At 65.3% G+C, this 23,181-nt stretch carries 18 protein-coding genes and 1 tRNA gene; 9 read left to right on the forward strand and 10 right to left on the reverse strand.

The window, feature by feature from the left end:
* Position 1 precedes the first annotated feature (1 nt).
* The 3 genes from ASD47_RS24630 to ASD47_RS24640 are packed head-to-tail and all read left to right on the forward strand — an operon-like array spanning position 2 to position 3,336.
* Complete coding sequence (locus ASD47_RS24630) at positions 2 to 1,078, forward strand: quinone-dependent dihydroorotate dehydrogenase (RefSeq protein WP_056762433.1); 1,077 nt, start codon at positions 2 to 4, stop codon at positions 1,076 to 1,078.
* Positions 1,075 to 1,812 (forward strand): TVP38/TMEM64 family protein, encoded by a 738-nt coding sequence (locus ASD47_RS24635; RefSeq protein WP_056762435.1) that lies wholly within the window; start codon positions 1,075 to 1,077, stop codon positions 1,810 to 1,812. Before ASD47_RS24630 ends, ASD47_RS24635 begins: the two co-directional genes overlap by 4 nt.
* A 9-nt stretch (positions 1,813 to 1,821) precedes the next feature.
* Positions 1,822 to 3,336 (forward strand): HAMP domain-containing sensor histidine kinase, encoded by a 1,515-nt coding sequence (locus ASD47_RS24640; protein WP_056762437.1) that lies wholly within the window; start codon positions 1,822 to 1,824, stop codon positions 3,334 to 3,336.
* Positions 3,337 to 3,390: 54 nt separating this feature from the next.
* Here ASD47_RS24640 and ggt read toward each other — a convergent pair whose 3' ends face one another.
* On the reverse strand, positions 3,391 to 5,130 hold the full coding sequence (gene ggt, locus ASD47_RS24645; protein WP_056762438.1) for a gamma-glutamyltransferase: 1,740 nt from the start codon (positions 5,128 to 5,130) through the stop codon (positions 3,391 to 3,393).
* Between the two features lie 213 nt (positions 5,131 to 5,343).
* On the opposite strand from ggt, the gene ASD47_RS24650 reads away from it, so the two are divergent.
* Positions 5,344 to 5,420: transfer RNA gene (locus ASD47_RS24650), tRNA-Arg, on the forward strand.
* A gap of 502 nt (positions 5,421 to 5,922) precedes the next feature.
* Here the strand turns inward: ASD47_RS24650 and ASD47_RS28385 are convergent.
* Entirely contained in the window at positions 5,923 to 6,090 is a 168-nt protein-coding gene (locus ASD47_RS28385) for a helix-turn-helix domain-containing protein (protein WP_156402419.1), read from the reverse strand.
* Between the two features lie 142 nt (positions 6,091 to 6,232).
* Between ASD47_RS28385 and ASD47_RS26915 the strand changes: the two genes are divergently transcribed.
* Positions 6,233 to 6,778: a hypothetical protein gene (locus ASD47_RS26915; protein ID WP_156402420.1), complete on the forward strand. Its 546-nt coding sequence runs from the start codon at positions 6,233 to 6,235 to the stop codon at positions 6,776 to 6,778.
* Positions 6,779 to 7,026: 248 nt separating this feature from the next.
* The gene (locus tag ASD47_RS26920) at positions 7,027 to 7,686 is read left to right on the forward strand and encodes a hypothetical protein (RefSeq protein WP_156402421.1); all 660 of its coding nucleotides are present in this window, start codon (positions 7,027 to 7,029) and stop codon (positions 7,684 to 7,686) included.
* A gap of 52 nt (positions 7,687 to 7,738) precedes the next feature.
* Here ASD47_RS26920 and ASD47_RS26925 read toward each other — a convergent pair whose 3' ends face one another.
* Entirely contained in the window at positions 7,739 to 8,356 is a 618-nt protein-coding gene (locus tag ASD47_RS26925; RefSeq protein ID WP_156402422.1) for a hypothetical protein, read from the reverse strand.
* A 159-nt stretch (positions 8,357 to 8,515) separates the two neighbouring features.
* On the opposite strand from ASD47_RS26925, the gene ASD47_RS24655 reads away from it, so the two are divergent.
* A complete protein-coding gene (locus tag ASD47_RS24655) occupies positions 8,516 to 8,734 on the forward strand; it encodes a helix-turn-helix domain-containing protein (RefSeq protein WP_235526204.1) in 219 nt (72 codons plus the stop codon).
* A 50-nt stretch (positions 8,735 to 8,784) separates the two neighbouring features.
* Here ASD47_RS24655 and ASD47_RS24660 read toward each other — a convergent pair whose 3' ends face one another.
* The 3 genes from ASD47_RS24660 to ASD47_RS24665 all read right to left on the reverse strand — a co-directional run bounded on the left by ASD47_RS24660 (position 8,785) and on the right by ASD47_RS24665 (position 13,488).
* Complete coding sequence (locus ASD47_RS24660; protein WP_056762631.1) at positions 8,785 to 9,357, reverse strand: recombinase family protein; 573 nt, start codon at positions 9,355 to 9,357, stop codon at positions 8,785 to 8,787.
* A gap of 197 nt (positions 9,358 to 9,554) precedes the next feature.
* Positions 9,555 to 11,948, reverse strand: coding sequence for an SIR2 family protein (locus ASD47_RS26400; protein ID WP_082564799.1), 2,394 nt, complete (start codon positions 11,946 to 11,948; stop codon positions 9,555 to 9,557).
* Between the two features lie 367 nt (positions 11,949 to 12,315).
* Positions 12,316 to 13,488, reverse strand: a complete 1,173-nt coding sequence (locus ASD47_RS24665) for a site-specific integrase (protein WP_056762442.1) — start codon at positions 13,486 to 13,488, stop codon at positions 12,316 to 12,318.
* Between the two features lie 577 nt (positions 13,489 to 14,065).
* On the opposite strand from ASD47_RS24665, the gene ASD47_RS24670 reads away from it, so the two are divergent.
* On the forward strand, positions 14,066 to 15,298 hold the full coding sequence (locus tag ASD47_RS24670) for a calcium-binding protein (RefSeq protein ID WP_056762444.1): 1,233 nt from the start codon (positions 14,066 to 14,068) through the stop codon (positions 15,296 to 15,298).
* Positions 15,299 to 15,438: 140 nt separating this feature from the next.
* Here the strand turns inward: ASD47_RS24670 and ASD47_RS24675 are convergent, their stop codons facing one another.
* Positions 15,439 to 16,845 (reverse strand): PLP-dependent aminotransferase family protein, encoded by a 1,407-nt coding sequence (locus ASD47_RS24675; protein WP_056762446.1) that lies wholly within the window; start codon positions 16,843 to 16,845, stop codon positions 15,439 to 15,441.
* A gap of 98 nt (positions 16,846 to 16,943) precedes the next feature.
* On the opposite strand from ASD47_RS24675, the gene ASD47_RS24680 reads away from it, so the two are divergent.
* Positions 16,944 to 17,936 carry a hypothetical protein gene (locus ASD47_RS24680; RefSeq protein WP_200945303.1) on the forward strand — a complete coding sequence of 331 codons (993 nt, stop codon included), beginning with the start codon at positions 16,944 to 16,946 and terminating at the stop codon, positions 17,934 to 17,936.
* Positions 17,937 to 17,988: 52 nt separating this feature from the next.
* Here the strand turns inward: ASD47_RS24680 and ASD47_RS24685 are convergent, their stop codons facing one another.
* From ASD47_RS24685 to ASD47_RS24695, 3 genes are all read right to left on the reverse strand, one after another.
* Positions 17,989 to 19,860: a VWA-like domain-containing protein gene (locus ASD47_RS24685; RefSeq protein ID WP_056762449.1), complete on the reverse strand. Its 1,872-nt coding sequence runs from the start codon at positions 19,858 to 19,860 to the stop codon at positions 17,989 to 17,991.
* 4 nt (positions 19,861 to 19,864) lie between these two features.
* The gene (locus tag ASD47_RS24690) at positions 19,865 to 20,923 is read right to left on the reverse strand and encodes an ATP-binding protein (protein WP_056762451.1); all 1,059 of its coding nucleotides are present in this window, start codon (positions 20,921 to 20,923) and stop codon (positions 19,865 to 19,867) included.
* A 159-nt stretch (positions 20,924 to 21,082) separates the two neighbouring features.
* On the reverse strand, positions 21,083 to 22,969 hold the full coding sequence (locus tag ASD47_RS24695; protein WP_056762453.1) for a glycoside hydrolase: 1,887 nt from the start codon (positions 22,967 to 22,969) through the stop codon (positions 21,083 to 21,085).
* Positions 22,970 to 23,181: the final 212 nt, after the last annotated feature.

Consider the following 23,181-nt stretch of genomic DNA (forward strand, 5'->3'; position numbering starts at 1 on the left):
AATGACCTTGCACGACATCGCCGCCCGCGCCCTGCATGCGCTGGATCCCGAGGACGCCCATGGTTGGGCGATCCGCGGCCTGAAGATGGGCCTGGGCCCGCGCCAGTCCGACGTCGACGACCCGATCCTGGCCTGCACGGTCGCGGGCTTGTCGCTGTCCAACTGCGTGGGCCTAGCCGCCGGTTTCGACAAGAACGCCGAGGTCCCCGCCGCCATGTCCCAGGCCGGCTTCGGCTTCGTGGAATGCGGCACGGTCACGCCCCTGGCCCAGGCCGGCAATCCGCGGCCACGGCTGTTTCGCCTGACGCAGGACCAGGCGGTGATCAACCGCATGGGCTTCAACAACGAGGGCCTGGAGCCGTTCGCGGCGCGCCTGTCGGCCCTGAAGGCCGCGCCCGTTCCTGAACGGCGGCGACCCGTGGTCGGGGCCAATATCGGGGCCAACAAGGACGCCGCCGACCGCATCGCCGACTATGTCGCCGGCCTGACGCGGCTGTGGGGGCTGTCGGACTATTTCACCGTCAACATCTCCTCGCCCAACACCCCCGGCCTGCGCGCCCTGCAGACCAAGGCGGCGCTGGAGGAGCTGCTGGGCCGCATCGCCGAGGCGCGCGGCCTGCTGAAGGCGGCCGGCACGGTTGACTATCCGATCTTCCTGAAGGTCGCGCCCGACCTGGAGGACGGCGAGGTCGAGGCCATCGTCGAGACCGTCGCGGCCAACGGCCTGAACGGCATCATCGTCAGCAACACCACGATCGCGCGCCCCGCCGACCTGGCCTCGTCCCACAAGGGCGAGAGCGGCGGCCTCTCCGGCCGGCCGTTGCTGGCCGCTTCCACCGCCATGCTGGCCCGGTTCCACGCCGCCAACGGCGGCCGCCTGGCCCTGATCGGGGCGGGGGGGATCGCCAGCGGCGCCGACGCCCTGGCCAAGATCAGGGCCGGCGCCAGCGCCGTGCAGCTCTATTCGGCCCTGGTCTATGGCGGCCCGGGCCTGGTCCAGCGGATCAAGCGCGAGCTGGCGGCCAGGCTGCGCGCCGAAGGCTTCGCCTCGGCGACCGACGCGGTCGGCGCGGGATGACGCCCGACGCCACCCTGGCCTGGCTGCGCCGGTTCGGGCCGCTGGGCGCCCTGCTGATCCTGCTGATCGTCGCCCTGGCCAGCGGCCTGGCCGGCAAGCTCGACCTGGCGACCCTGCAGGCCCACGGGCAGGCCCTGCAGACCTACGCCGCGGCCAATCCGCTGAAGTGCGCGGCGATCTACATCCTGATCTACGTCGCCACCGTGTCGATCTCGCTGCCGGGCGCCCTGATCCTGTCCCTGACCGGCGGCTTCCTGTTCGGGCCGATCGGCGGCGGGGCGGCGGCGGTGACCGGAGCGACCGGCGGCTCGACCGTGGTCTATCTCGTCTGCCGCACGGCTTTCGGCGACTTCCTGCGCCAGAAGCCCGGCGCCCTGCTGACCCGGATCGAGGAGGGCTTCAAGGCCGACGCCTTCTCCTACCTGCTGACCCTGCGACTGATCCCCGCCTTCCCGCTGCTGCTGGTCAATGTCGCCTCGGGCCTGATGAACATCCCCGTGCGGACCTACCTGCTGGCCTCGTTCCTGGGGATGATCCCCAGCTCGTTCGTCTATGCCGGCATCGGCGCGGGCCTGGGCCACATCTTCGCCAGCGGCGAGCCCGTGACGATGCACACGCTGTTCTCGCCGCGCATCTACCTGCCGATCGCGGCGATGGGCGCCCTGGCCTTGCTGCCGCCGCTGTGGCGCTATTGGCGTAACCGGCGCGTTGCCCAAGCCCCAGACGTGAAGTAACCCAGACGAATGACCGAGCCGGTCGCGCCCGCAGTGTCGGAACCTCCCAAGCCAGGGCGTCGCTTTCCCTGGCCCGGCGGCCTGTCGGCGCGGCTGCTGCTGCTGACCGCCCTGTTCGTGGCCATCGCCGCCGCCTTCATCCTGCCGCCCGCCCTGGCCGACTTCGAAAAGCAGTGGCTGCTGGACCGCGTGCGGTCCGCCGAACTGGCCTCGACCATCGCCGACGCGGATCCCGAGCGCCGGGTGACCGATCGGGTGTCGCAGCAACTGCTCGACCAGGCCGGGGTGGTGATCGTGGCGCTGGAGGTCGACGGCGCCCGCCGCCTGGTCCTGCCCACCGAGCCGCGTGGGCTGAAGATCAAGACGCCCTACCTGGTCGACCTGCGCCGCCAGAACCCCGGCTCCTGGCTGGCCGCCCCGTTCTTCACCCTCAAGAGCGCCCCCGGCAGCATGGTGCGGGTGATGGCCGAGCCGCGGTTCCGCCAGGAGGCCGAGTTCGTCGAGATCGTCCTGCCCGACGCCCAGCTCAAGGCGCTGCTGGTCGGCTATCTGGGCCGTCTGGCCGCGGTGACGATCTTCGTGGCGGCCCTGGCCGGCGGGCTGATCTATCTGGCGCTGAACTTCCTGCTGGTGCGGCCCATGCAGCGTCTGACCCTGGCCATGGAGCGGTTCCGGGCCAATCCCGAGGACCCCGCCGCCCGGGTGGTGGTCTCGCGCCGCCGCGACGAGATCGGCCGCGCCGAGCGCGAGCTGGACATGATGCAGACCGACCTGATCACCGCCCTGCAGGCCAAGGCGCGCTTGGCGGCGCTGGGTGAGGCGGTGGCCAAGATCAACCACGACCTGCGCAACATGCTGACCAGCGCCCAGATGGCCTCCGACCGCCTGGCCGCCCTGGGCGACCCCAAGGTGGCCCAGGCCCTGCCGCGCCTCGAACGCGCCCTGGACCGCGCCATCACCCTGGCCAGCGACGTGATGGCCTACGGCAAGTCCAAGGAGCCGGCCCCGGCCCTGCGCGCCGCCCCGCTGCGCGCCGCGCTGGACATGGCCGCCGAGGACGCCGGCCTGCAGCCGACGGGCGTGGCCCTGGAGACCGTGATCGACGGCCGCGAGCAGGTGCTGGCCGACCCGGACCAGCTGCACCGCATCCTAACCAACCTGCTGCGCAACGCCCGCGAGGCGATCGAGGGCGCCCCCGACCGCGGCGGCAAGGGCCGGGTGTTCGTCGAGCTGCGACGCGCCGAGGGCCTCAGCATCCTGCGGCTGTCCGACGACGGCCCCGGCGTGCCGGAAAAGGCCCGCAACAACCTGTTCCAGCCGTTCGTGGGCTCGGTGCGGCGCGGCGGCACGGGCCTGGGCCTGGCCATCGCCCGCGAGCTGGCCCAGGGCCACGGCGGCGACCTGGCCCTGGTCGAGACCGGGCCCGGCGGCTCGGTGTTCGACCTGACCCTGGCGGGAACGCCGGAGCCGCTGCCGGAAGCGTCGCCCGAACCGGTGAAGCCGAAGGCGCGGTCCAAGCCCTGAGCGCTTCAGGAAACCCGCTCATCCCGGCCTTCGCCGGGATGAGCGGATGTAAAATTATAATCCCTTGGCCACGCCCTCTCGCCGGGGATCGGCGCCGCCTTCCAGCACGCCGCCCGGCCGCACGATCACGCCGTGCAGGCCCGAGGTCTCGTTCTGGCCGGTCCTGATCGCCACGCCCCGCGCCTGCAGGGCCGCCGTCATCTCCGGTCCGAACTTCTCGACATCGGCCGAGAAGCTGTCGCCGCGCGCGACCAGGTTGGGCAGGCTGATCGCCTGCTGCATGGTCAGGCCCCAGTCGAACACCCCGACCATGGCCTTCAGGTTATAGGACAGGATCGCCGAGCCGCCCGGCGAGCCCACGGCGGCCAGGAACTTGCCGTCCTTGTCCAGGACGATGATCGGCACCATCGACGAGCGCGGGCGCTTGCCGCCGGCCACGGCGTTGGCGCCCGGCGCGCCGTCGCCGTCGTGCGGGTCGAAGTTGAAGTCGGTCAGCTGGTTGTTGAGGAAGAACCCCCCGACCATCCGGCCCGAGCCGAACACGCTCTCGACCGTGGTGGTCATCGACACCACATTGCCCATCGGATCGACGATGACCATGTGGGTCGTCCCGGCCGGCTCCTGGGTCTTGTCCGGGCCGACGGCAGGCGCGCCCTTCGGCAGGCCGAAGCTCGGGGCCGGGCCGGCGGCCTCGCCGATCAGCTTGGCCCGTTGCGCGACATAGGCCGGATCCAGCAGCCCTTCGATCGGAACCTTCACGAACGAGGGGTCGCCGACATAGCGGTCACGGTCGGCGTACATGACGCGCTCGGCCTCCGCGAGTTGGGTCCAGGCCACCGGATCGGTCGGCTCGCGCTTGGCGATGTCGGTGTGCTCCAGCATCATCAGCGCCTGGAGCACCGAGACGCCGCTCGACGACGGATTGGGCACGCAGACGGTGTAGACCTTCCACGGCCGGCACAGGGCGTCGGCCGAGCGCGGCCTGTAGGCCTTCAGGTCGGCCAGGGTCATGCTGGAGGCCAGGTCCCCCTGGTGCAGCCGGTCGACGATCTTCTGGGCCAGCGGACCCTCGTAGAGGGCGCTGGGACCCTTGCTGGCCAGGTCGCGCAGGGTGGCGGCGTAGGCCGGGTTCTTCAGGGTGTCGCCGGCCTGGTAGCGCTGGCCGTCCGGCTTGGTGAAATAGGCGATCACGTCCGGGGCCACGTTCTGCGGCACGCGCGGGCTGTTGATCATGCCGGCCAGGCGCGGGCTGACCGTGAAGCCGTCGTCGGCCAGGCGCTCGGCGTCCTTGAACAGCGTGTTCCAGGCGGCCTTGCCATGCGCCTTCTGGGCCTGGGCCAGCATGCCGACAGCCCCCGGCACGCCTGTTGAACGACCTGAAAGGACCGCGGTCACGAAGTTCAGCGGCTTGCCGTCCGGCCCCATGAACAGCTGCGGCGTCGCCGCCTGGGGCGCCGTCTCGCGGCCGTCATAGGCGGTCACCTTGCCGGTCCTGGCGTCGTAGAACACCATGAACGACCCGCCGCCCAGGCCCGAGCTCTGCGGTTCGACAAGGCCCAGCACCGCCTGCACCGCCACCGCCGCGTCCACCGCCGTGCCGCCGTCGCGCAACACCCGCAGGCCGGCCTCGACCGCCAGCGGATTGGCCGCCGCCACCATGCCGCTCGGCTTGTAGGCGAACGCCGGGGCCGCCGCCGGGGCCGCCGCCGGGGCTGGGGCCGGTGGCGTCGCCTCGGCCGAAAGGGCCGCGCAGCCGGCGAGCAGGGAGGCGAGCAGGGTGGCGATCAGGCGCATGGCGAACTTTCTCGAAGACCCCGGTCACGGAAACGAGGAGCGCGCCGTTGCGATCCCCGCGCGGCCAAGGTCGTTCCTCTCAAGAAGGGAGCGGGACCTTGCGGGTCAAGGCCCGCAAGCCCTTCTCCACAAACTTCGCGCGTTCTGCATCAAAAGGCGCTTGCGTCCCCGGATCGTCCGGGCTATCTCCCCCGCCTCGCCGAAAGGCAATGCGCGCCCGTAGCTCAGCTGGATAGAGCATCAGACTACGAATCTGAGGGTCGGACGTTCGAATCGTTCCGGGCGCGCCATTTTCTCAAGTTATTTCAGTTGCTTGTGAGTCCTATGCACGGGCTGCGAGCTGCTTGTTCGGTTGCTCGGAAGCAGGCCGGAAGCAACTCGCGCGGACGTTCTCGCTGGTAGCGCGTCGGCAAATTCGCTGTGGATTGTTGAAGGTGCGTTAGCCGGGGTGTTGGTGCCGCTGGGTGCGAATGGGGGGCGAAGTCCTACAGATTCGCGGCCAGGACCGATCCCCGTCGTGTCATTGGACGACGATCGATAACCGACTTCTTATAGGGCTATCGCATCACGAGGAGGGCTTGGACCGTCCTTAGAAGTAGAGACCGCTCAAGGGCGTCGATGGCGTGGGGATTTCCACATTAGTCTAGGTTTTCTCCAGGTTTTTTCCATGTCGGGATTAATATCTGGAGTGAATTTGCGGCCCTAAATGCGCTTCCGAAATGTCCAAATGAATGAGCGCGCTCAAAGATGCGCGCCCATGTCATGGATATAAGTCTCTAGTGCCTATAGGTGCTATGCTGCAAATTGCATTAGGTCGTCAAAGCGATATCGAACGCTTCGGCCAAGCTTTGAATATTTTGGTCCTTTTCCTAGAAGGCGCCATTGCTCAAGCGTACGATAGCTAACATCGAGAATTTTGGCGGCCTTCTTCGTGCAAAGGAAAATCGGGTCTGGGTTCATGTAGCTCTCTAACTGCGCTCCGGGCGCTCTAGGTGATTGTCGAACTGGCGACGATCGGGTAATTAAAATATCCGAACGCTGCAATCAAGAGGCATCTGTGAATCCAAGCGCACCTTCCAAACCCGATCCGACGAAGCTTCCTGTGGAGGGTTCGCTCAAACTCATCGACGACGAGGAGCTGTTATCTGCATCAGGCCTGCCGTCTGTTCCTACGTTGAAGAAGGTGCTTGGCGTGAAGCTCCTACAGCCCCGCTATCAAACGATTGATGGTGGAGGTCGTAAGAGGGCTTGGGCCGCTGAGGATGTTCAGATCGCGCGGGCCATAGTGTCCTTGGCTGAGTATTCCGGCTTTTCACTCGTTGGCGCTGCCGCATTGTTGCAGCGCGGCGGAAGAGATTGGTTGGAGCGTATTGCGCGGGAGTGGGCGGCAATGGGTGGGGAGGGGTGTTCGGAAGGCCCTGCCTTCACAGTGCCGTCTCGCCTCATTCTCTGCGATCTCAAAAATGTATGGGTCGAGGAGACTCACGGCCTCTTTCGCCTGGTTGATGTCCAGTTCTCCGATGGGCCGCCGAGCGAAACGCCGCGATCCGTGCTCCCCAAGCTCCTAAACGAGCGTGATGTTCTCGGATCATGCGCTGTTGCGCTGGTGGTGGCGGTCGGTTCCCTGCTGGGCGGGGTGCGCCGATAGTGGTGCGACGTACTATTGAGGCCGATCTGCGCCGGGCTGTGATGAATGAGCGCGCGGCGAGTAGACGTGTAGCAATTCGACATGCGCAGACTGTAGCTCGGCTGAAGTCAGCTGCGTCAAGAAAGCCATATCGGGCGTCGAGGCGATCCCATCTTCGAGACGATGCCATAGCCCTTGTAATCTCCGGGTTTGAGCAAGCGGGGGTGCCTGTGCGGCTTACTGCCCGTCGCGACGCTGTAGTTAAGTATATGAAGAGGGGATTAGGAGAAGAAGAAAGGAGAATAGTAGAAGCGGAGATTGAAAGAGAGGCTGGTTCCGGGATTACGGAGCAGGCTGTTTGGGTCCCGCACTGGGATCATACGGGTGATCGCTTAAAAATTATGGCGATGTGCGGAGCGGTCGGAAATGAAATAGGCTCCACCGTGACGGCGCACATTGGTGCAGCGGTCATCGAGCGCGCGTCCACATCTAAGCTCGGCTTTGCGTCATACATGAGGGATTGTATTCAAAAATCAGTCCGCAGCGAGTTTGCTCGCGTCGGGATGGCTGCTCCTGATTATTTCTTTGTAGTGGAAGATGCTTCATTCGGAGCCTGCCAGGGGGGCGAGGCTTTACACCTCCACGGGGCCTATTGTGCGGCTCCTGAGGGGCTGGAGCGCGTCCGTCAGCGCCGTACCTTCCGGCGTGCGCTAAAGGCCGCCCTGGGGGCTTGGAAGGGCGGCAGAAGGCAGGTCCAAATCACCGAGACCATCACCACTCCGTGGAAGTGGGCTCGATACCTTGGCAAGCATGTTGACGTCACCGGTAACGCGCTGACAGCGCAAGGCAGCGGTAATGCCACCTTGTTCGCAACTAATGGCATGAGACAGAAAGCGCGGGCTTGGTACGACGGTCAGCGCAGCCAATAGCCCCTAGTCTTGGCGAGAATGCGGGGAACTTTCCCCACTCTCGTCCATCGACCTAAGGGACGAGATAGGTCTTTTCCGAAACCCGCTGACCGTCCATTTCGAGTTGGATCGTAATGTTGTGGCCTTCGGCTCGGAAATAGATTTGGTCCTCAAGTCGTTTGCGCCCTACCGACCCGTCGGCATCCACGGCGGCCCATAGAACTCTATTCCCCGCCACCGAGCATTCATTCCGCCAGACGGTCCCGTCGGACGCCCGGGTGTAACGGGTTCGAACGGTCATTCCCTGGTCCGTGGTCGCATCCGGTGCCGGCGCCGCCTTGATCGTGCTCGGGTCGCGGCCCATTACCGTTGCAATCGCCGCCCGGCATATACGTCCAACACCCGCCTGCTTGGCCGCAGCGGTACTGGCGGCATACTGCGCGGCGATCGGATCGCGGGGGGAAGGGGCGGTGGTATTTCCTCGGGCTTCGGCATTTGCGCGCTCCGCTTCCACGGCGCGTGCGCGGTCCTGACGCGCCGCTATCGCAGCTTGCTCGGCCCGGTGCTTTGCTTGTCGGGCCTCTGCATGGGTCTCGGACTCGCAGGAAATGAGTCCGATCGCTACGCCCCCAATCAGTCCTGCACGTACAGCGTGGGTGATGGCGCTGTAGCCCGGTCGTTGTTCAGTCAAATCGAAGCCCCAATACCCACTACGCCTTGGCGCAATCCGCTACCTACACGCCGCTCCTAAAATGGGAGCAGATCGATACCCGCATAGCAAGGCGCCCTAGCGCGGGGCAAGCGGCTGATGAAAAGGGGTTGGGTTTCGTCTTCGGCATACCAGGCGGCGGTGACGCTGCTGGTCGAGGCGCGGAAATCCTACGGTCTGACTCAGCGAGAACTGGCTGCGCGCCTAGGCAAGCCGCCGTCCTTTGTTGCCAAGATCGAGGTTGGCGAGCGACGCGTCGATGTTGTCGAGTTTATCGCTATCTCGCGTGCGATTGGCGTGCCCGATGACGGCTTGCTTGCTGACTTGGCGGCCACGCTGCCGGGTGACCTCAGTATTTAGCTAAGCCCGCCGTCCGGTTGAGTGAAGAGCGCGGGGCGGGGCTGTCACTCTTACTTCCGTTCCAGGCGTTGAATCGCCGCCCGTGAGACACCGTATTCCTTGGCGAGGGCGCCGAGTGAGGCTCCGGCCTGCCGTTTGGCGAGGGCCGTGCGTTGTTCTTCGGCGGAGAGGCGAGACGGACGTCCCAGCGATTTGCCAGCGGCTTTCGCACGCGCCAGGCCTGACTGTGTTCTCTCAATCAGAAGATCGCGCTCAAACTCAGCAACGGCGGCGATAACGCCCATGGTCATTTTGCCTGCTGGGCTCGCGAGATCGACGCCGCCGAGTGCAAGGCAATGAACACGAACGCCGCTCGCGCTGAGCCGCTCTACAGTTGCTCGGACGTCCATGGCATTGCGGCCTAAACGATCAAGCTTCGTGACCACCAGCACGTCGCCGGCCTCCAATCGGTCGACAAGCTTGGCGAAGCCCAGCCGCTCAAAGGCGGGCGTCGATCCCGAGACGGTTTCGGTCACAAGGCGCTGCGGTTCGATCGCGAAGCCGGAAGCTTCGATCTCCCTCGCCTGGTTTTCGGCGGTTTGATCACTCGTGGAGACGCGGCAGTAGGCGAACGTGCGGGGCATGGACACTCCGTGCATCGAAAAGGTAGCTCGGAATATCGAGTGTATCGAAATGTGCGTCAATATATTTTTCGATACACTTGCCGCTCATGTATCGAAACCGGTCAATTCCGAGCCGCCTTGGGTGGCCCTCCTGCCGAGGCACTGGGCCCCACCCAAAGATACGGAGTCCCCCGGGGGGCGGTTGATTCCATCTCAATCTATTCAATTCGAACTAGATCAAGACCTCGCTTCAATCCTTCCAGGTATCTTTTGAAGTCCATAGACAGGTTTTCGACATCGACCTCCGCTGAAAGAAGGATTTCCATGTTGCCGTACGCTGTACGATCGGAGACCATCCATTTGTAGGAGGTAAGAACTTCACGGGCACGTTGCAATTTTTCGGACCAAATACGGTCAAGTTTAGAACGATCTGTGGAAGGAAGTGCTTGATTTCGGAAGCTCACAACCACTCTATTTCTTTGAAGGTCGCCTTCTACAGTGATTGTCCTACCCGCCCGTGGTTCGCGCATAAAGCGGACGCCATTCACGTCCGAAGTGTATTCAGCTTCCTCGGCCTGGCTAATCAATTCTTCTGCCCACATGTCCGCCGTTAGATGTTTTGTATGACCCTCGATTGCCAGGCGCACCGTGCGAAGTTCCGCAGCAATCTGGTCCATGACGGGCCGCTGGTCGGGCGTCGGTGAAGTGGCGCGATCGATCAGACGTCGAACCCGCGTCGCAGCAGAGCGCCACTTGTGTTTGACGTTGGGGCGGAAACTTGAGTCCAGTAAACCTTGCCAATCCGTGGACTTACATCCTCCCGGTGGCGGAGGAGTCTTTGTAAAGACAAAATACAGACACATGCCTACGCCGTAGGAGTCCACGAGGGTCGAGCGCTGATGATCGATGTCGCCGCTCGTGTATTCCGGGGCATAGTAACCGGATTCCTCGATGTCGCCAGCAATTGCCTGACCTTTTGCGTTAGAGTGCCAAGACATATCGTAGTTTAGAAGTTTTACCTCATGCTTCTTTGGCGCTTCGCCCTCTAGGAAGTCAGGTTGCCAGTAAAAATATGGGACCATGATATTCGAGGGCCGCACGTCACGATGTAGAACCCCCTGTGGAAGGTTGTGTCCGAACCGCAAATGTTCGCAGACCTTTTCCATAATGGCCAAGCCGTCTGTCCATGGCGAAAACGACCGCTGCGCCGCAATCTGGACCAAGTTTTCGCCTTCGACAAAATCCATCACGACTGAGGTGGGAATTTCGAACGCCACCTTTAGAGCGGGGGTGCCAGGAACGCTCGCGGCTGTTAGAAAGCCGAGCGACTGCGCTCCGCGCCTAAAGCTTTCGATTTCGGGTCCGCTACGAAGATTTCGAATTTCAAGAACCTTGAGAGCGTATATTTTGCCGTCATTACCCTTTAGGCGCCAAACAGTCGAAAATGGCGACCGCGAAATGGCCTGCTCTATTGTATATCCATAGAAACTGTTCCCCGGGGATGTTTCTGTTATCCACCAAGCTTGATGGATGCACCTGCCATAGTCGTTTAAAAACTGCTCGTATGCAGCATCTCGCCCAAATTCGTCGGACTCCAAGAGCTGTTTCGCATAGCCGCTGAGCTTTGTGCGCATAACGTCAACATCGTCGATCAGTAGATTGCCTACGCTGTCGAGATGTGGAACGGAGTGGACATCGGGGATCAATGGCTTTGCGGGCGCGTCCTTGGACACGTAGTCACGCAGGTCGGTCAATAGGTCTGTGATCGGCGGAACATGATCGCCGGCGTCGCCAGAGATTACCGGTGAGTACCGGATGACACCTAGCCCAGCATCTCCGGCCCAGGCTCGCATGGTCGCGTCAGTTCGGTCCGTGATCCAGAAGTGTTCGCCAAGATCGAGGCCTGATTTAGTCAGCTGGTCGAGAAAGCCGCCGGCGGAGGCATCTTCTGCCGAAATTCCTATAAATACCACGCACATTTGACTAAAGACCGTGGCGATAAAGGTCTTGTATCCTACGCTATGTATGAGCGAAGAAACTTCATCGTTGGTGAATATCCAGCTCTTCTGAGAGTCTACTATCCCATGCAGATTGGCGATGAAGGGGCGGCCCTTGCCCAACACGTGAGCGAAGTCTGGGGCGTCTCGGCCAACGAAGCTGACGACGTCTTCACTAAGGCGGGTTCGCCTGTGTGATTTGAGCGCGAACTCGTCCAGATTGAGCGTGAGCATTCCCCGGACGCCGGGGAGTTCCCAGATAAGTCGATAGGCGTCCGGAATTTCGACGTCGCGGGCATGGGAGAGGATTTCGCGGATTTCCTCTCTAAACTCATGAGAGCCCATAGTCGACTTGATGGCCTGGAATGCGTCCCAGAGGCTTGGATTGACCTTTGCCCCCTCCAGCACAGCTTCCCGTTCCGAAGCCTCAGCCTCAGGCAGCGTGACTAGCGCTTCCATGGCCCGGTCGATCAACTGGTCGCGGAGACCCGGCCAGCTTGGAAGTTTCGCCGGCATGCTGAGGCCGGCTCCGGTCCAAAATACGATAGGCTTGCGCCGTTCGGCGTGGATTTCGCGCAGGCGCTGGTAGGCTGGTTGCAGCTTACTAAAGGCCATCGAGTCTCGATTTCGATTCGGGTCGGTTCAAGACTCCCTTGTACCACCCACGGTGAAGCTGTCAGCCTTCACGCGCGTCGATGGTGTTGGTTGTGAGAGCGCGACGCGTCTGAGGTCGGTATCACTCGGGATCGGGAGACTTCCAAACGAGGTTGCCGTTTGCGTCGGTCACAGCAGCCGATACCGCCCGCATTGAAGCCATTAAGCCCCTGGCCTGGCTGATCGCCAGCTCTCGGGAGCCGTATCGCTGATGTTCGGCGTCCCGATCTTTGAACTGGAAATGGACGTAGTGGAGCATGGCGGCGATGATTAACCCTCGCCGCCATAGGTGCCAAGCTTGTCTGCAGGGCGGCCTACCAGCGGCCCACTATCCGTAGAAGTCTGAAACCGTGTCAGCGACGAGTTGAAGGCTTGCTCGGTTGGCGTGGGCATATCGCTGGGTCGTGCGAACATCGGCATGTCCTAGTACCTTGCCGATCATGTCGAGCGGCAGACCGGCGTTGAATGCAGCGGATGCGAATGAGTGCCGCAAGTCGTGCACACGGACACCGACGAGGCCGGACCGAGTTGTCACGCGCTTCCAAATTGCGTTCAGGTCGTATCGGCCTTGATCGGAGCCCAGCAGACTCGGAAAAACTAGGTCCGTGTCATTACCTCGAAATTTCTCCCTGGCGCGGATCAGCGCCACCGCTTCCTTTGCCAGTGGACGCACAAGTTCCCTTTGGCCTTTGGCGAGAGCTTTGAGATTTTCGCGCGGAACCACCCACACCATCGCGCCATCGTTTATCCTGAATTGGCTCCAAGTTGCCTGTAGGACCTCGCCACGGCGGGCACCGGTCAGGATAAGAAACCTAATCGCCTCCGCGCCAATGGTGTCATGGTCTGCGTCGAGGGCGCTCCTCAGCTTCGCAACTTCCTTGGGGGTAAGCGCGCGTTCCTTCGGCAGTTCTTCATACCGCCTGACAAGTCGACAGGGGTTATCGGCACGCTGTTCCCATCGAATGGCGAAATTCATCATAGTCGACAGCAGCGCTACCGCCCGGTTGGCCGCACCTTTACGATTCTGCTTTGAGCGGATGAACGCCTCGACGTCATCACGGCCAATCGCCGCGACCTTCATGTTCCCAAAGGTGGGTTCAAGGTGGAGGCGCCACAGAATCCGGTCACCTGCGACGGAGCGTGGTCGCTTGTTCGGAATGGCGTGTTTTTCGAGGTAATGATCGAACAGCGTGCTCACAGTCGTCGCTCTCCGCTGCAACTGCCGCTCCAGGGAGGGGTCGTTACCGCCGCTTACCTCAGCCAGACGCTGGAGTGCCATCCGCCGAGCCTTTTCAGCCTTGACTGTTTCAGTTCGCCCAAGAGTGATGGTTCGCTGCTTGCCTGAGTGGTTGCGATAGAAGACGGCATAGGTCTTGGTGCCGCTTGGCTGTACCCGGACGTGGAAGCCCGGCAGGTTCTCGTCGAAGACCTTGTAGTCCCTCCCGGTCGCCAGCAGAGCAGCAACGGTTCGTTCGCCGATCTTGATATTTTTTGTCGCCATCACATCTCCAGGTCGGAAGCAAATAGGAAGCAGGCGGGAGTGAAAAGCCGCGTGCTAGATGTGCTTCTGTCGTAGAAAGCGACCCGCAAAGACAAGCGAAAACAATCGGTTGCCGTAGACCATCGTATACGGTGGTGTTCCCTGGTAGTCGCTTCTATCGGCCTACGAATCTGAGGGTCGGACGTTCGAATCGTTCCGGGCGCGCCATTTTCTCCTAATCAAAAACTCGTGGATATCCGCCCGGCGGAAATTCATCTGTATGCGGCTGTAACCGCTGTAAACCGACCTGTAAACTGCGGGTCGTTTGGTGCTTTCTTCTGATTTTACCTCTATAAAACAACATCATGCATGGAGCTTGGTAGTCTGAGGCTCCGGGGGCGCCGTCGAGGGGAGCGACCTCTTGGCGTTGCAAGCTCTGCTCCCTTGCGGCGGGGGCCACCCATCGAACGATCTCTTCCCAGAGCGGAAGTCGTCGACAAGGCGAAGGGCCGCGGCGGAACGGCGCTATGCAACCAAAGCGGTACGCGCCTTGCAAATTCCAGTCGCATAGGTTTCAGCGGCTTTGGAGTGTTTCAGAATGGAACTGCAAGGGACGGATCGCGCCGATGTCTTGATCGGCGGCGCCGGAAACGATGTGCTCTATGGCTATGGCGGGGCCGATACGCTCCAAGGCGGTTCAGGCGATGACGTCCTGGCGGGCGGCGCCGGCAACGATATCTTGCGCGGCGGCGGAGGGGACGACTACCTGCTGGGCGGGTCCGGCGATGACACGATCGATGGCGGGAGCGGGAACGACTGGGCCTCCTACGAGGATGCGACCGCCAGCGTCAGGGTGGACCTGAACCTGGCGACGCCCCAGACCACCGGCGGCGGTGGCGTGGACGTGCTCAACGGCGTCGAAAACCTCTATGGCTCCGTGCACAACGACGTTCTGATCGGGGATGCGGGCGCCAACTATCTGCATGGGGCGCAAGGCGACGACACGCTGATCGGCGGCGCCGGCGACGACCATTTCGAGGGCGGCGCCGGTGTCGATTTCATCGACGGCGGCGAGGGGTACGACACCATCAGCTATGACGACGGCGTCGCGGCGGGCGCTTTTGTCGACCTGCGCGTCCCGGTTCAGTACCCCTACGATCCGGCGCGACACGGCTCGGACAAGCTGATCTCCGTGGAGGGTATCTGGGGCTCGAACTACGACGACGCCTTCATTGGCAACGCGGCGGAGAACGGACTTTTCGGGAACGGCGGAAACGACACGCTCACCGCCATAGGCGGCGGAGACCTGTTGGACGGCGGCGCCGGTGACGATCTCCTGACGGCGAGCGCCCAAGGCGGAGACGTGCTCCGTGGCGGCGATGGCGACGACGTCCTGGTCGGCGGCGAAGGCCGGGACACCCTGGTCGGCGGGCAGGGGCAGGACGCGCTGAGCGGCGGTGCGCAAAAGGACTATTTCGTCTTCGACGTCGGCGACTCCGTGGCGATCGACGCCCTGGGCGAAGGCGTGGACATCATCACCGGGTTCGGGCTCGACGATCAGTTGGTCTTCAACAACGCCCTGAGGGCGGCGGGAGAAGGGGCCTGGTCTTTCGAGACCTCGACGGCGGACAGCTACGCGGACGCCCTTGCCTTCGCGATGGCGCGTCTCGTCCCTGGCGACCCGACCAATGTCTACGCCGCCGTAAAGGTGGGCGCGGACGTTTTCGTGTTCGCCGGAACGGTGGACGGAGCCGGCGGGCATCTCGATGACGTCGTCCAGCTGTCCGGCGTCGGGCTCGACGCGATCGCCTACCACAACTTCCTCTTCTAGGCCTCGGCCAAGCCCTTCAGTCGCCGGTCGTCATCGCCAAGCGCTTGAATGTCCGGTTTCTGAAGGGCGCTCCAATCGTGGAAGGGAGGGGCGTGAGGAACAGGCCGCCGTTCACTTGGACGGCGCGTCTTCCACACGTTTCATCCTATCGCGCCCGCCAACCTCGCAACGATCTCGTCGGCTCGGTCTTCGGGGACGTTGGTGAAGCTCATCAGCAGACCCTGATCCTCGCCGGGCGTCAGGTACTGACCCGACAGCGGCGCCGGCCCGAGGTCGACCGCCCGCGCCCGCCGCGCCAGGGCGACATCGTCGCCCTGTCCGGGAAAGCGCCCCAGCACATGCAGGCCGCCGGCGCTGTGGGTAAGGACGATCCTGTCGCCGAACCGGCGTTCCAGCGCGGCGACCAGCGCGTTCCGCCGCGCCTTGTAGCGCACCGTCATGCGGCGCAGGTGCCGGGCGAAGTGGCCTTGGCGCATCAGGTCGGCCACGGCCAGCTGCTCGAACATCGCCACCCCGCGGTGGCGCAGTTGCTGGGCCGTCCCCGCGGCGTTCGCCAGTTGCGGCGGAAGGACCAGATAGCCCAGCCGCAGCGACGGCAGCAGCGACTTGCTGAAGCTGCCCGCGTAGAAGACCCGCTGATCCACATCCATGGCTTTCAAGGCCGCGGGCTTGTGGCCGCTGTAATGGAACTCGCTGTCGTAGTCGTCTTCCAGGATCCAGCGCTCGCCTTCGGTGGCCCAGGCCAGCAGGGCGCGGCGTCGGGCTGGCGAGAGGGTGACGCCGAGCGGGAACTGGTGCGCCGGCGTGACGATCGCCAGCTTGGCGCGGGGCGCGTGCGCGCGCGCCCAATCGACGCGCAATCCCGCCTCGTCGACCGGCGTCGCGACGACGGTCATGGTCCTCGCGCGCAGCGCCCGCTGAACGAAACCGTAGCCCGGATCCTCGATCAAGACCTCGTCGCCCCCGGTCAGCACAAGATCGGCGGTCAAGTTCAGGGCGTCCTGATAGCCGTGGGTGATGACGATCTGGTGGGGGTCGCAGGTGACCCCGCGCGACACCGCCAGATAGGCGGCGATCGCCTCGCGCAGCGCCGGCAGACCCATCGGATCGGGCGCGACCATCTCGTCGACCGGCAGCTGGCGCGCCCGCCGAGCGAGGATGCGGGTCCAGGTCTTGCGCGGGAAGAGATCCAGCGCCGGCAAGCCCAACTGCAGGGGCAGCCAAGGCTCGGACGGCTCCTGCCGCCGCGCCGCGGGCGAGGGCATGGGCGCGCCGGACGGCGAGCGAAAACCGGGGCTGACCACCGTCCCGCCTGGACGGCGGGCGGTCAGGCGCCCCTCGCCGGCCAGGCGGGCGTAGACGGCGTCGACGGTGCCGCGCGCGACGCCTAGCTGGGTCGAGAGGCTGCGGGTCGAGGGCAGCCGCGTCCCTGGCGGCAAACGGCCGTCACGGATCGCGACGTGGATCCGCTCATAGAGCTGGTGGTGCAGCGGCAGCTCGGAAGTCCGGTCGATGGCGAAGGCGTCAAGGTCGGGCGCTGGGTTCATGGTCCACCAAATTTCACCAGATTTGGCCCTATGCAATGGACCATTGCGGCTTTCTAGTCCGACCGCCGCCGTGGTGCGCGGCGAACGAGGGTCGCGGCGTGTCGACAGAGGTTTCAGCGGACGGGCGACGGGGCCTGGCGCCCTGGCCGCCCGTCGCGGCGGCGTTGCTCTATCCCTGGGCGTTGAGAGCGTTTCATGGCGCGGCGGCGACCGAAGGCCTGACGCTGGTCGCGGGCGCCTGGCTGGCCGTCGCCTTCGCCCTGCCGCTGTCGTGCCTGGCGCTGGCCTTGTCCCGCGCTGGACAGCGTAGCGTCGCGACCCGCCGCCTTGCCTTCGCCGGACTGGCCGCGCCGCCCCTGTTCGTCCTGACCGGCGTCCTGGCCGGCCTGCTGCATTCGCCCGTGAAGGATGTCTGGCCCTGGTCCGTCCTGTGGATCGGCCTGGGTCTGGCGACGGCGCTCGGCAAGTCCGCCGGGACCGAACACGAGCCGCGGTCGTGGCCTCGCCTGCGGGTCGCCCACGGCGTGGCGGCCGTCCTGATCCTGCTGTTCGTGGCCTTCCACCTCTTCAATCACCTGACGGGCCTGCTGGGTCCGGACGCGCACGCACGCCTCATGAAGCTGGGCCGCGTGGTTTATCGGTCACCCTTCGTCGAGCCGGTGCTGATGATCCTGTTTCTGTTGCAGGTGCTCGGCGGGCTCGCCATGGCCTGGCGGTGGAGCGCTCGTCCGCTGGACGTGGCGCGGGCGATCCAGGTGGGGTCGGGCGCCTATCTGGCGGCCTTCATCCTCACCCACATGAACTCGGCGTTCGTGTCCGCGCGGATGGTCCATCACATCCAAACCGACTGGGCCTGGGCCACGGGCGCGCCCGACGGCCTGTTGCGGGACGCCTGGAACATTCGGCTCGTGCCGCACTACGCCTTGGGGGCCTTCTTCGTCGTCGCTCACCTGGTCTGCGGCCTGCGCCAGGTGCTGCTCGCACACGGCGTTCGCCGGGAGCTCGTGAACGGCCTGTGGGGCGCGGGCCTGGCGGGCGCGGCCGCGCTCTCGGCGGCGATCACCGCCGGGCTGTGCGGGCTGCGGCTCTAGGTGTCGAAGCTCTGAAGGTTGTTCACCCCGGGGGAGCGACGCGATCTGGCGACTAGTCGCCACGCTCGAACGCGAAGCGCGGGGCGCGCGTATGAAAGGGCAGCCGCGCGCCTTCAGGCATCAGGAACGCATGTTCTCGACGGATCGAAAGCGCATCGCAGCCTCCGTCGGTGATCACCAGGATTGGCGCGTCCTTGGGAAAGCGAGCGTCGGCCTCCAGGCGCGTGATCGCCGGCTGCAGCACGGTGCCGCCCCGGCCACGCACCTCCACCTGACCAAGGAGCGTTTCGGGCTCGACATAGCCCATGTCGTGAACGCCGGCGTCGCACTGAAGAACCCGTACCCGTGGCACTTCGCGGCTCAGGGCGTAGCTGGCGATGGCGCCCAGGGCTCGGGCCAGCAGGCGCGGCGGCATCGAACCGGACGTGTCGAGCACCACACCGAAGGTCCGGGCGGCCAAGCGCTCTTCCGGGCGCAACCAGATCGGCCGGGGAATGTCGGGCGTCGAGGCCTGGCGGCGGCTGGCCCGGGCGAAGCTGCGCTTGGCCTCCAGCGGCGGGAAGAAGGCGTCCATCCACTGGCCCAGTTGCACGTCCCAAGGGATTGGCCGCTGCTGGATGGCCCGGATTTCCTCGACGAGATCGCCGGGCAACAGGCCGCGGGTCCCCGAGGCGACGTGCAGGTCCAGGCCATCGGCCAAGGCCCGGCGATAGAAGGCGTCGAGGTCCGTGCCAGGGCCGCTCCACCAGGCCGGCGGGCGCTCGCTGATGATGTCGACCTTGCCCTGGCCGCGCAGGGTGCGGGCCTTGTTCAGGCGGCGGGTCAGGCGCAGGTCGCCGACGATCCGATCGTAGATGGCCTCGGCCGACTCCTTCTCGAAGCCCAGCTCGGGGTCCAGCAGCAGATCGTCGGTGGGAAACTCGCCGACGCCCATCTCGACCAGCCAGCCATTGATCACGTAGTCGCAGGCCACGTTCCACAGATAGGGCTCGCGCCCTTGTCGGCGAGCCTCGTGGCGCAGGCCGACATGCAGAAGCTCATGGGCCATCACGAACTGCATGCCCGGATAGGTCCAGGCGAACTTGGGATTGATGTAGACGCGCCGCAGCTCGCTATCGACGGCGGCGACGGCGATGTCGTGCAGTTCGCAGAGGGCGGCGTCCTCGACGATCTCGAAGGCGGCGGCCAGCGCCCCCAGCAGCGGGTAGCTGGCCACGAACCAGGAGCGCGCCCTCTGGGCCATGGAATTGGGATTGCGCTGCGCCGTCGACACGCCGCGCGCCGTGTCGCCGGCCGCCGAGATCGCCTTGACCACGCTGGCGCGAATGGCGGCGGCCAGGATCTCCTGACGCTCTCGGCGCACCTTCGCCGGCAGAGGCGGAAGACCGCTGGTGAAGGTGAAGCTGGGCGCGCCGGCGGCCAGGCCGACGCCATACAGGGCCAGTAGCGAGGCGCCGCCCTCGCGCAGGGCGTTGGCTACGGACTCGACATCGCGGCCCAGCGACGGGAGATCGGCCGGACGCAGCGCCTCAGGACGTCGGCCCACATCGAGCGCGCGCAGGAACTCCTCCGCCACCACCTCGCAGGCCACGGGCCAGGCGTCGTCCGACCGCTCCGGATCGGCATGGCATAAATAGATGTGCAGCAGCGCCTGGCCCAGCACGTGGGCCCATTCCTCCGGTGTCGCCCGCTGCCACGGGTTGGCCTCGACGGTGGTCGCGAAGCCCTCGCGCTGGCGATGGTCGTGAGGATGGCTGTGCAGCCGCGCATAGCCTTTGGGCGAAAACGGTTCGCCTTTCAGGTGCGGCGTCCACCACCGGTCCAGTCCAAGCGCCCCGAACAGGGGATGGGCGCGCAGCAGGTTAACCCCGGCCTCGATCGCGCGGATGTTCTCCTTGGGCGGATCCTTGCGCGCCTTGGACACGGCGTCAGGCGCGCTGGGCGGCCAGGCGCGGGAGGGCGCGGGCGAGGTCGATCGTGTACCAGGCCGGCAGGGTCGCGCCGCTCTCCGCTTCGGTGACGACCAATTGGGCCAACTCGGTCGAGATCCGCGACAGGCTGACGATCAGCTCCTTGGCGCGATTGGCCAGTTGCCGGGTGTCGCGTCCCATCTTCGTCTCATCGTCGGGCAGCTCCTTGATCAGGCGGTCGCGGAGCTGCTGGACCAGGAAATAGAGAATGTCGCGTTCGTCCGGACGCTCCGGCCAGCCGCGATCGCCCTTGAGGATGGCGGCCAGGTCGTGCTCGCGGTCGCGCAGCTTGGCGAAGGCCACGAACTGACGGGCATGGGCGGGGGTCAACAGGCCGCTGGCCAGAACGTTGATCTCTTCCAGGGTGATCGCCGGGCCGTAGGCCTTCAGGGCGTTGGACATCATGTCCCAGGCCCGGGGCGTGGAGAACGGCTCCTCATGCTTGGGCGGCTTGGACCACAGGTGGTCCGAGCGCTGGGTCACATAGGACACCACCAGCTCGTGCAGGCCGCTGCGATTGGCCCAGTCGAGCCAGTCCTTGGCCGAGGCGCGCAGCTGGACGTGGACCAGCCGGTTGACCAGGGCCGACGACAGCGGCCGCGTGATCGCCGCGTCCTCGGCGCGATTGCCGGCTCCGATAACGATCGTTCCCTTCGGGAGCTCGAACTCGCCGACCCGACGATCGAGCACCAGGGAATAGAAGGCCTTCTGGACCTCCTGCGAGCAGGCGTTCAGCTCGTCCAGGAACAGGCAATAGGGCTCGTCGCGGGCGATCAGGGTCGGCGGGCAGAACCGCGACTTGCCGTCGACGATCTGCGGCACGCCGATGATGTCTTCCGGCGCCAGCTGGGAGCCCAGCAAGGAGACGCACGGCAGGCCGACGGCGTCCGCGAACTCGCGCACCAGGGCCGACTTGCCAATACCGGGCGGGCCCCAGATGAAGATCGGCAGAACCGGCGCGACGTTCAGCAGGAACGGCGTCAGGGTGGCGGGGGTCAGGACCTGGGCGGATTCCATGGCGCTCGAACGTCGTATTGAGGTTACGCGCCGCCACTCTCGTCCCGCCGCAGGCCAAGCTTAACCCGTGGCGAGTGTGAGGCGCCACCTGCAGTTTCGCCCGTGCGCCTTGGGGGAGGGCCCGAAATGCAGACCGCCTCGGCCTGTTGGCGCGACCCGCTAGGGGCGATTGGTCGGCGGGCAAAGATCGACCGCCCGCCGGCCCGGCGTGTCCACGCGCACGCAATCGGTTCCCAGGCCTTGCCAGGTGGTCTCGCCGAAGTTGGCGATCAGGGTGCGACCGTCGGCATAGGTGACCTGCTGCACCAGCCGGTCGGACGTCAGCCAGCGGAAGCCGGTAAGCGCGACGGGCGGCCCCGCGCCGTGGACCAGTCGAAAGTCGTCCTGCGCCGCCTTGAGCCACGTCCCCACCCGCGCCAGCTCGTTCCGGTCCAAGCTCCACATCGTCGGTGTCCCGTAGAGCAGCGACCGCGCGAACCGTCCATTCGCCTGGCTCGGGACCTTCATCAGACCAAACTCCCATCGGTCCAAGGCGACCACGGAGTCGTGAAACACCGCCTCGAACAACGGCAGACGATCGGCGGCGCCGAAGAGGGCGCGGGCCTCGTCGGGAGTCGGCTGGAACGGTTTGAAGAAGACGCCGGGACGGTCGGGCGGCCAGAAGCCGCCGAACCGCTTCTGGTCGCCCAGCAGCGGCCATACGGCCGAGGCGTGAGCCTGGGCGGTCCCGTGCGAATAGTGGGCGACGCCGCTGCTCCAGGCCGTGACGTTCTCCGAGCCAAGCACCAGCTTGAAGGAGTCGATGGCAAGCGCCAGACGGGCCTTTCGATTGTCGCGGTCCCGGGCCATCGACATCGGATGGTCCGGACTGTGGTCCTCCTGGAAGTTTCCGAAGGCGTCGACGTCGACGAACACCTGGCTGGCGCCGTCCCTGATGTGGCCGGCGTAACGCAGGGCCGGAAAGAACGGCCCGGAGCGCCGCACGATGGCCTCGCTGGACATCGCGCAACCCCGATTGGCGAAGCCGGCCACGACCTTGCCCGCCGCGTCCACGACACAGCCCGACGGGTAGAGATCTTCGCTCCAGATCGCCGAGGGCATGTCCGCCGTCGCGGCCGGTTGGGCGTTGTCGAAGGCCTCGTAGGGACCGGCCAGGAAACCCAGCGCCCTCGCCTTGGCCAGGTAGGCCGGACCGACGATGTGCTTGTGGCTGCGCGGATCCTGATCGTAGCTCAGCACCACGCGGTCGATCCCCAGCGCCTTCAGGTCATCCAGGAAGTCGAGCTCGCGCCCGTCGTCGAAGACATAGGCGTGCGGTGCGGCGAACAGCCGGGGCAAGTCCGGCGTCGCCTTGTCCGCGAAGGTCTTCAACTGACCGCGCGCCTTCAGAACCTCGCGGTAGAACAGCGCCGGCGCCAACGGCTCGGGCGGCCGCAGCGCCAGCAGCAGGTCCAGCGTCTGGGCCCCGTCGCCGAACTCGTGCCTGAGGCGCGCCTGCAGACCGTCCTGGTCGTGCAGACACAGCTTCGACAGCAGGCCGTCCTGCAGGGCGTAGGTCGCCGCCTGGGCTCCATCCAGATGGCTCCAGGCGGGGAAGGACAACAGGCTTGTCCCGCCGAGGCACTTTTCCTGGGCGTAGGCGGCGCGCCAGAACGGGTCGTCGGCCCGGTAGGCCATGCCTTCCCCGTCGGGGATCAGCCAGGTCCCGCCGGTCGCCGGCGGCATGGGCCAAGCCAAGCTGGAGCCCTTCACGCCGGAGATCCGCAAGCGCAGGGCCTGGCCTTCGATGGACAGGGCGAACGAGCGGCCCTCCGCGTCCGTCCAGCGCCAGCCATCGCCCTCCGGCGCGATCGTGGCCGCCTCGGGCGGGTGCAGCGGCGGCATGAGGAGCGCCGTCGCCGCGCCGTCCGGCCGCGCCCTGATCTCCAGCGTGCCGGGATCGACGGTATAGGCGACGGGGCCCGCCCGCAGGATGATCGGCTCGGCCATCGCCGTCGAAGCGATCAGTCCGACAAGCGTGGCGACCAGAGGGGACAGGCGGATCATGTCAGCTTCCAGGAGTCCGGCGGCGTCGAGAGGTCGCGCCAACGTCTCAAGCCGACCAACGCCGGCCCGGCGCGTTGAAACTGGTCATGATCAAGAGGGGGGCTGTTCGATGGCGACGCTGGATCGAGCCACTGAACGGCGAGCGCCGCAACCTACCAATTCTAGGTCGAGCTACGAACGCAATTCATGCCGGGCGGCCCTTGGCGCCCTTG

The organism is Caulobacter sp. Root1472 (assembly GCF_001426985.1).
GTDB lineage: Bacteria > Pseudomonadota > Alphaproteobacteria > Caulobacterales > Caulobacteraceae > Caulobacter > Caulobacter rhizosphaerae.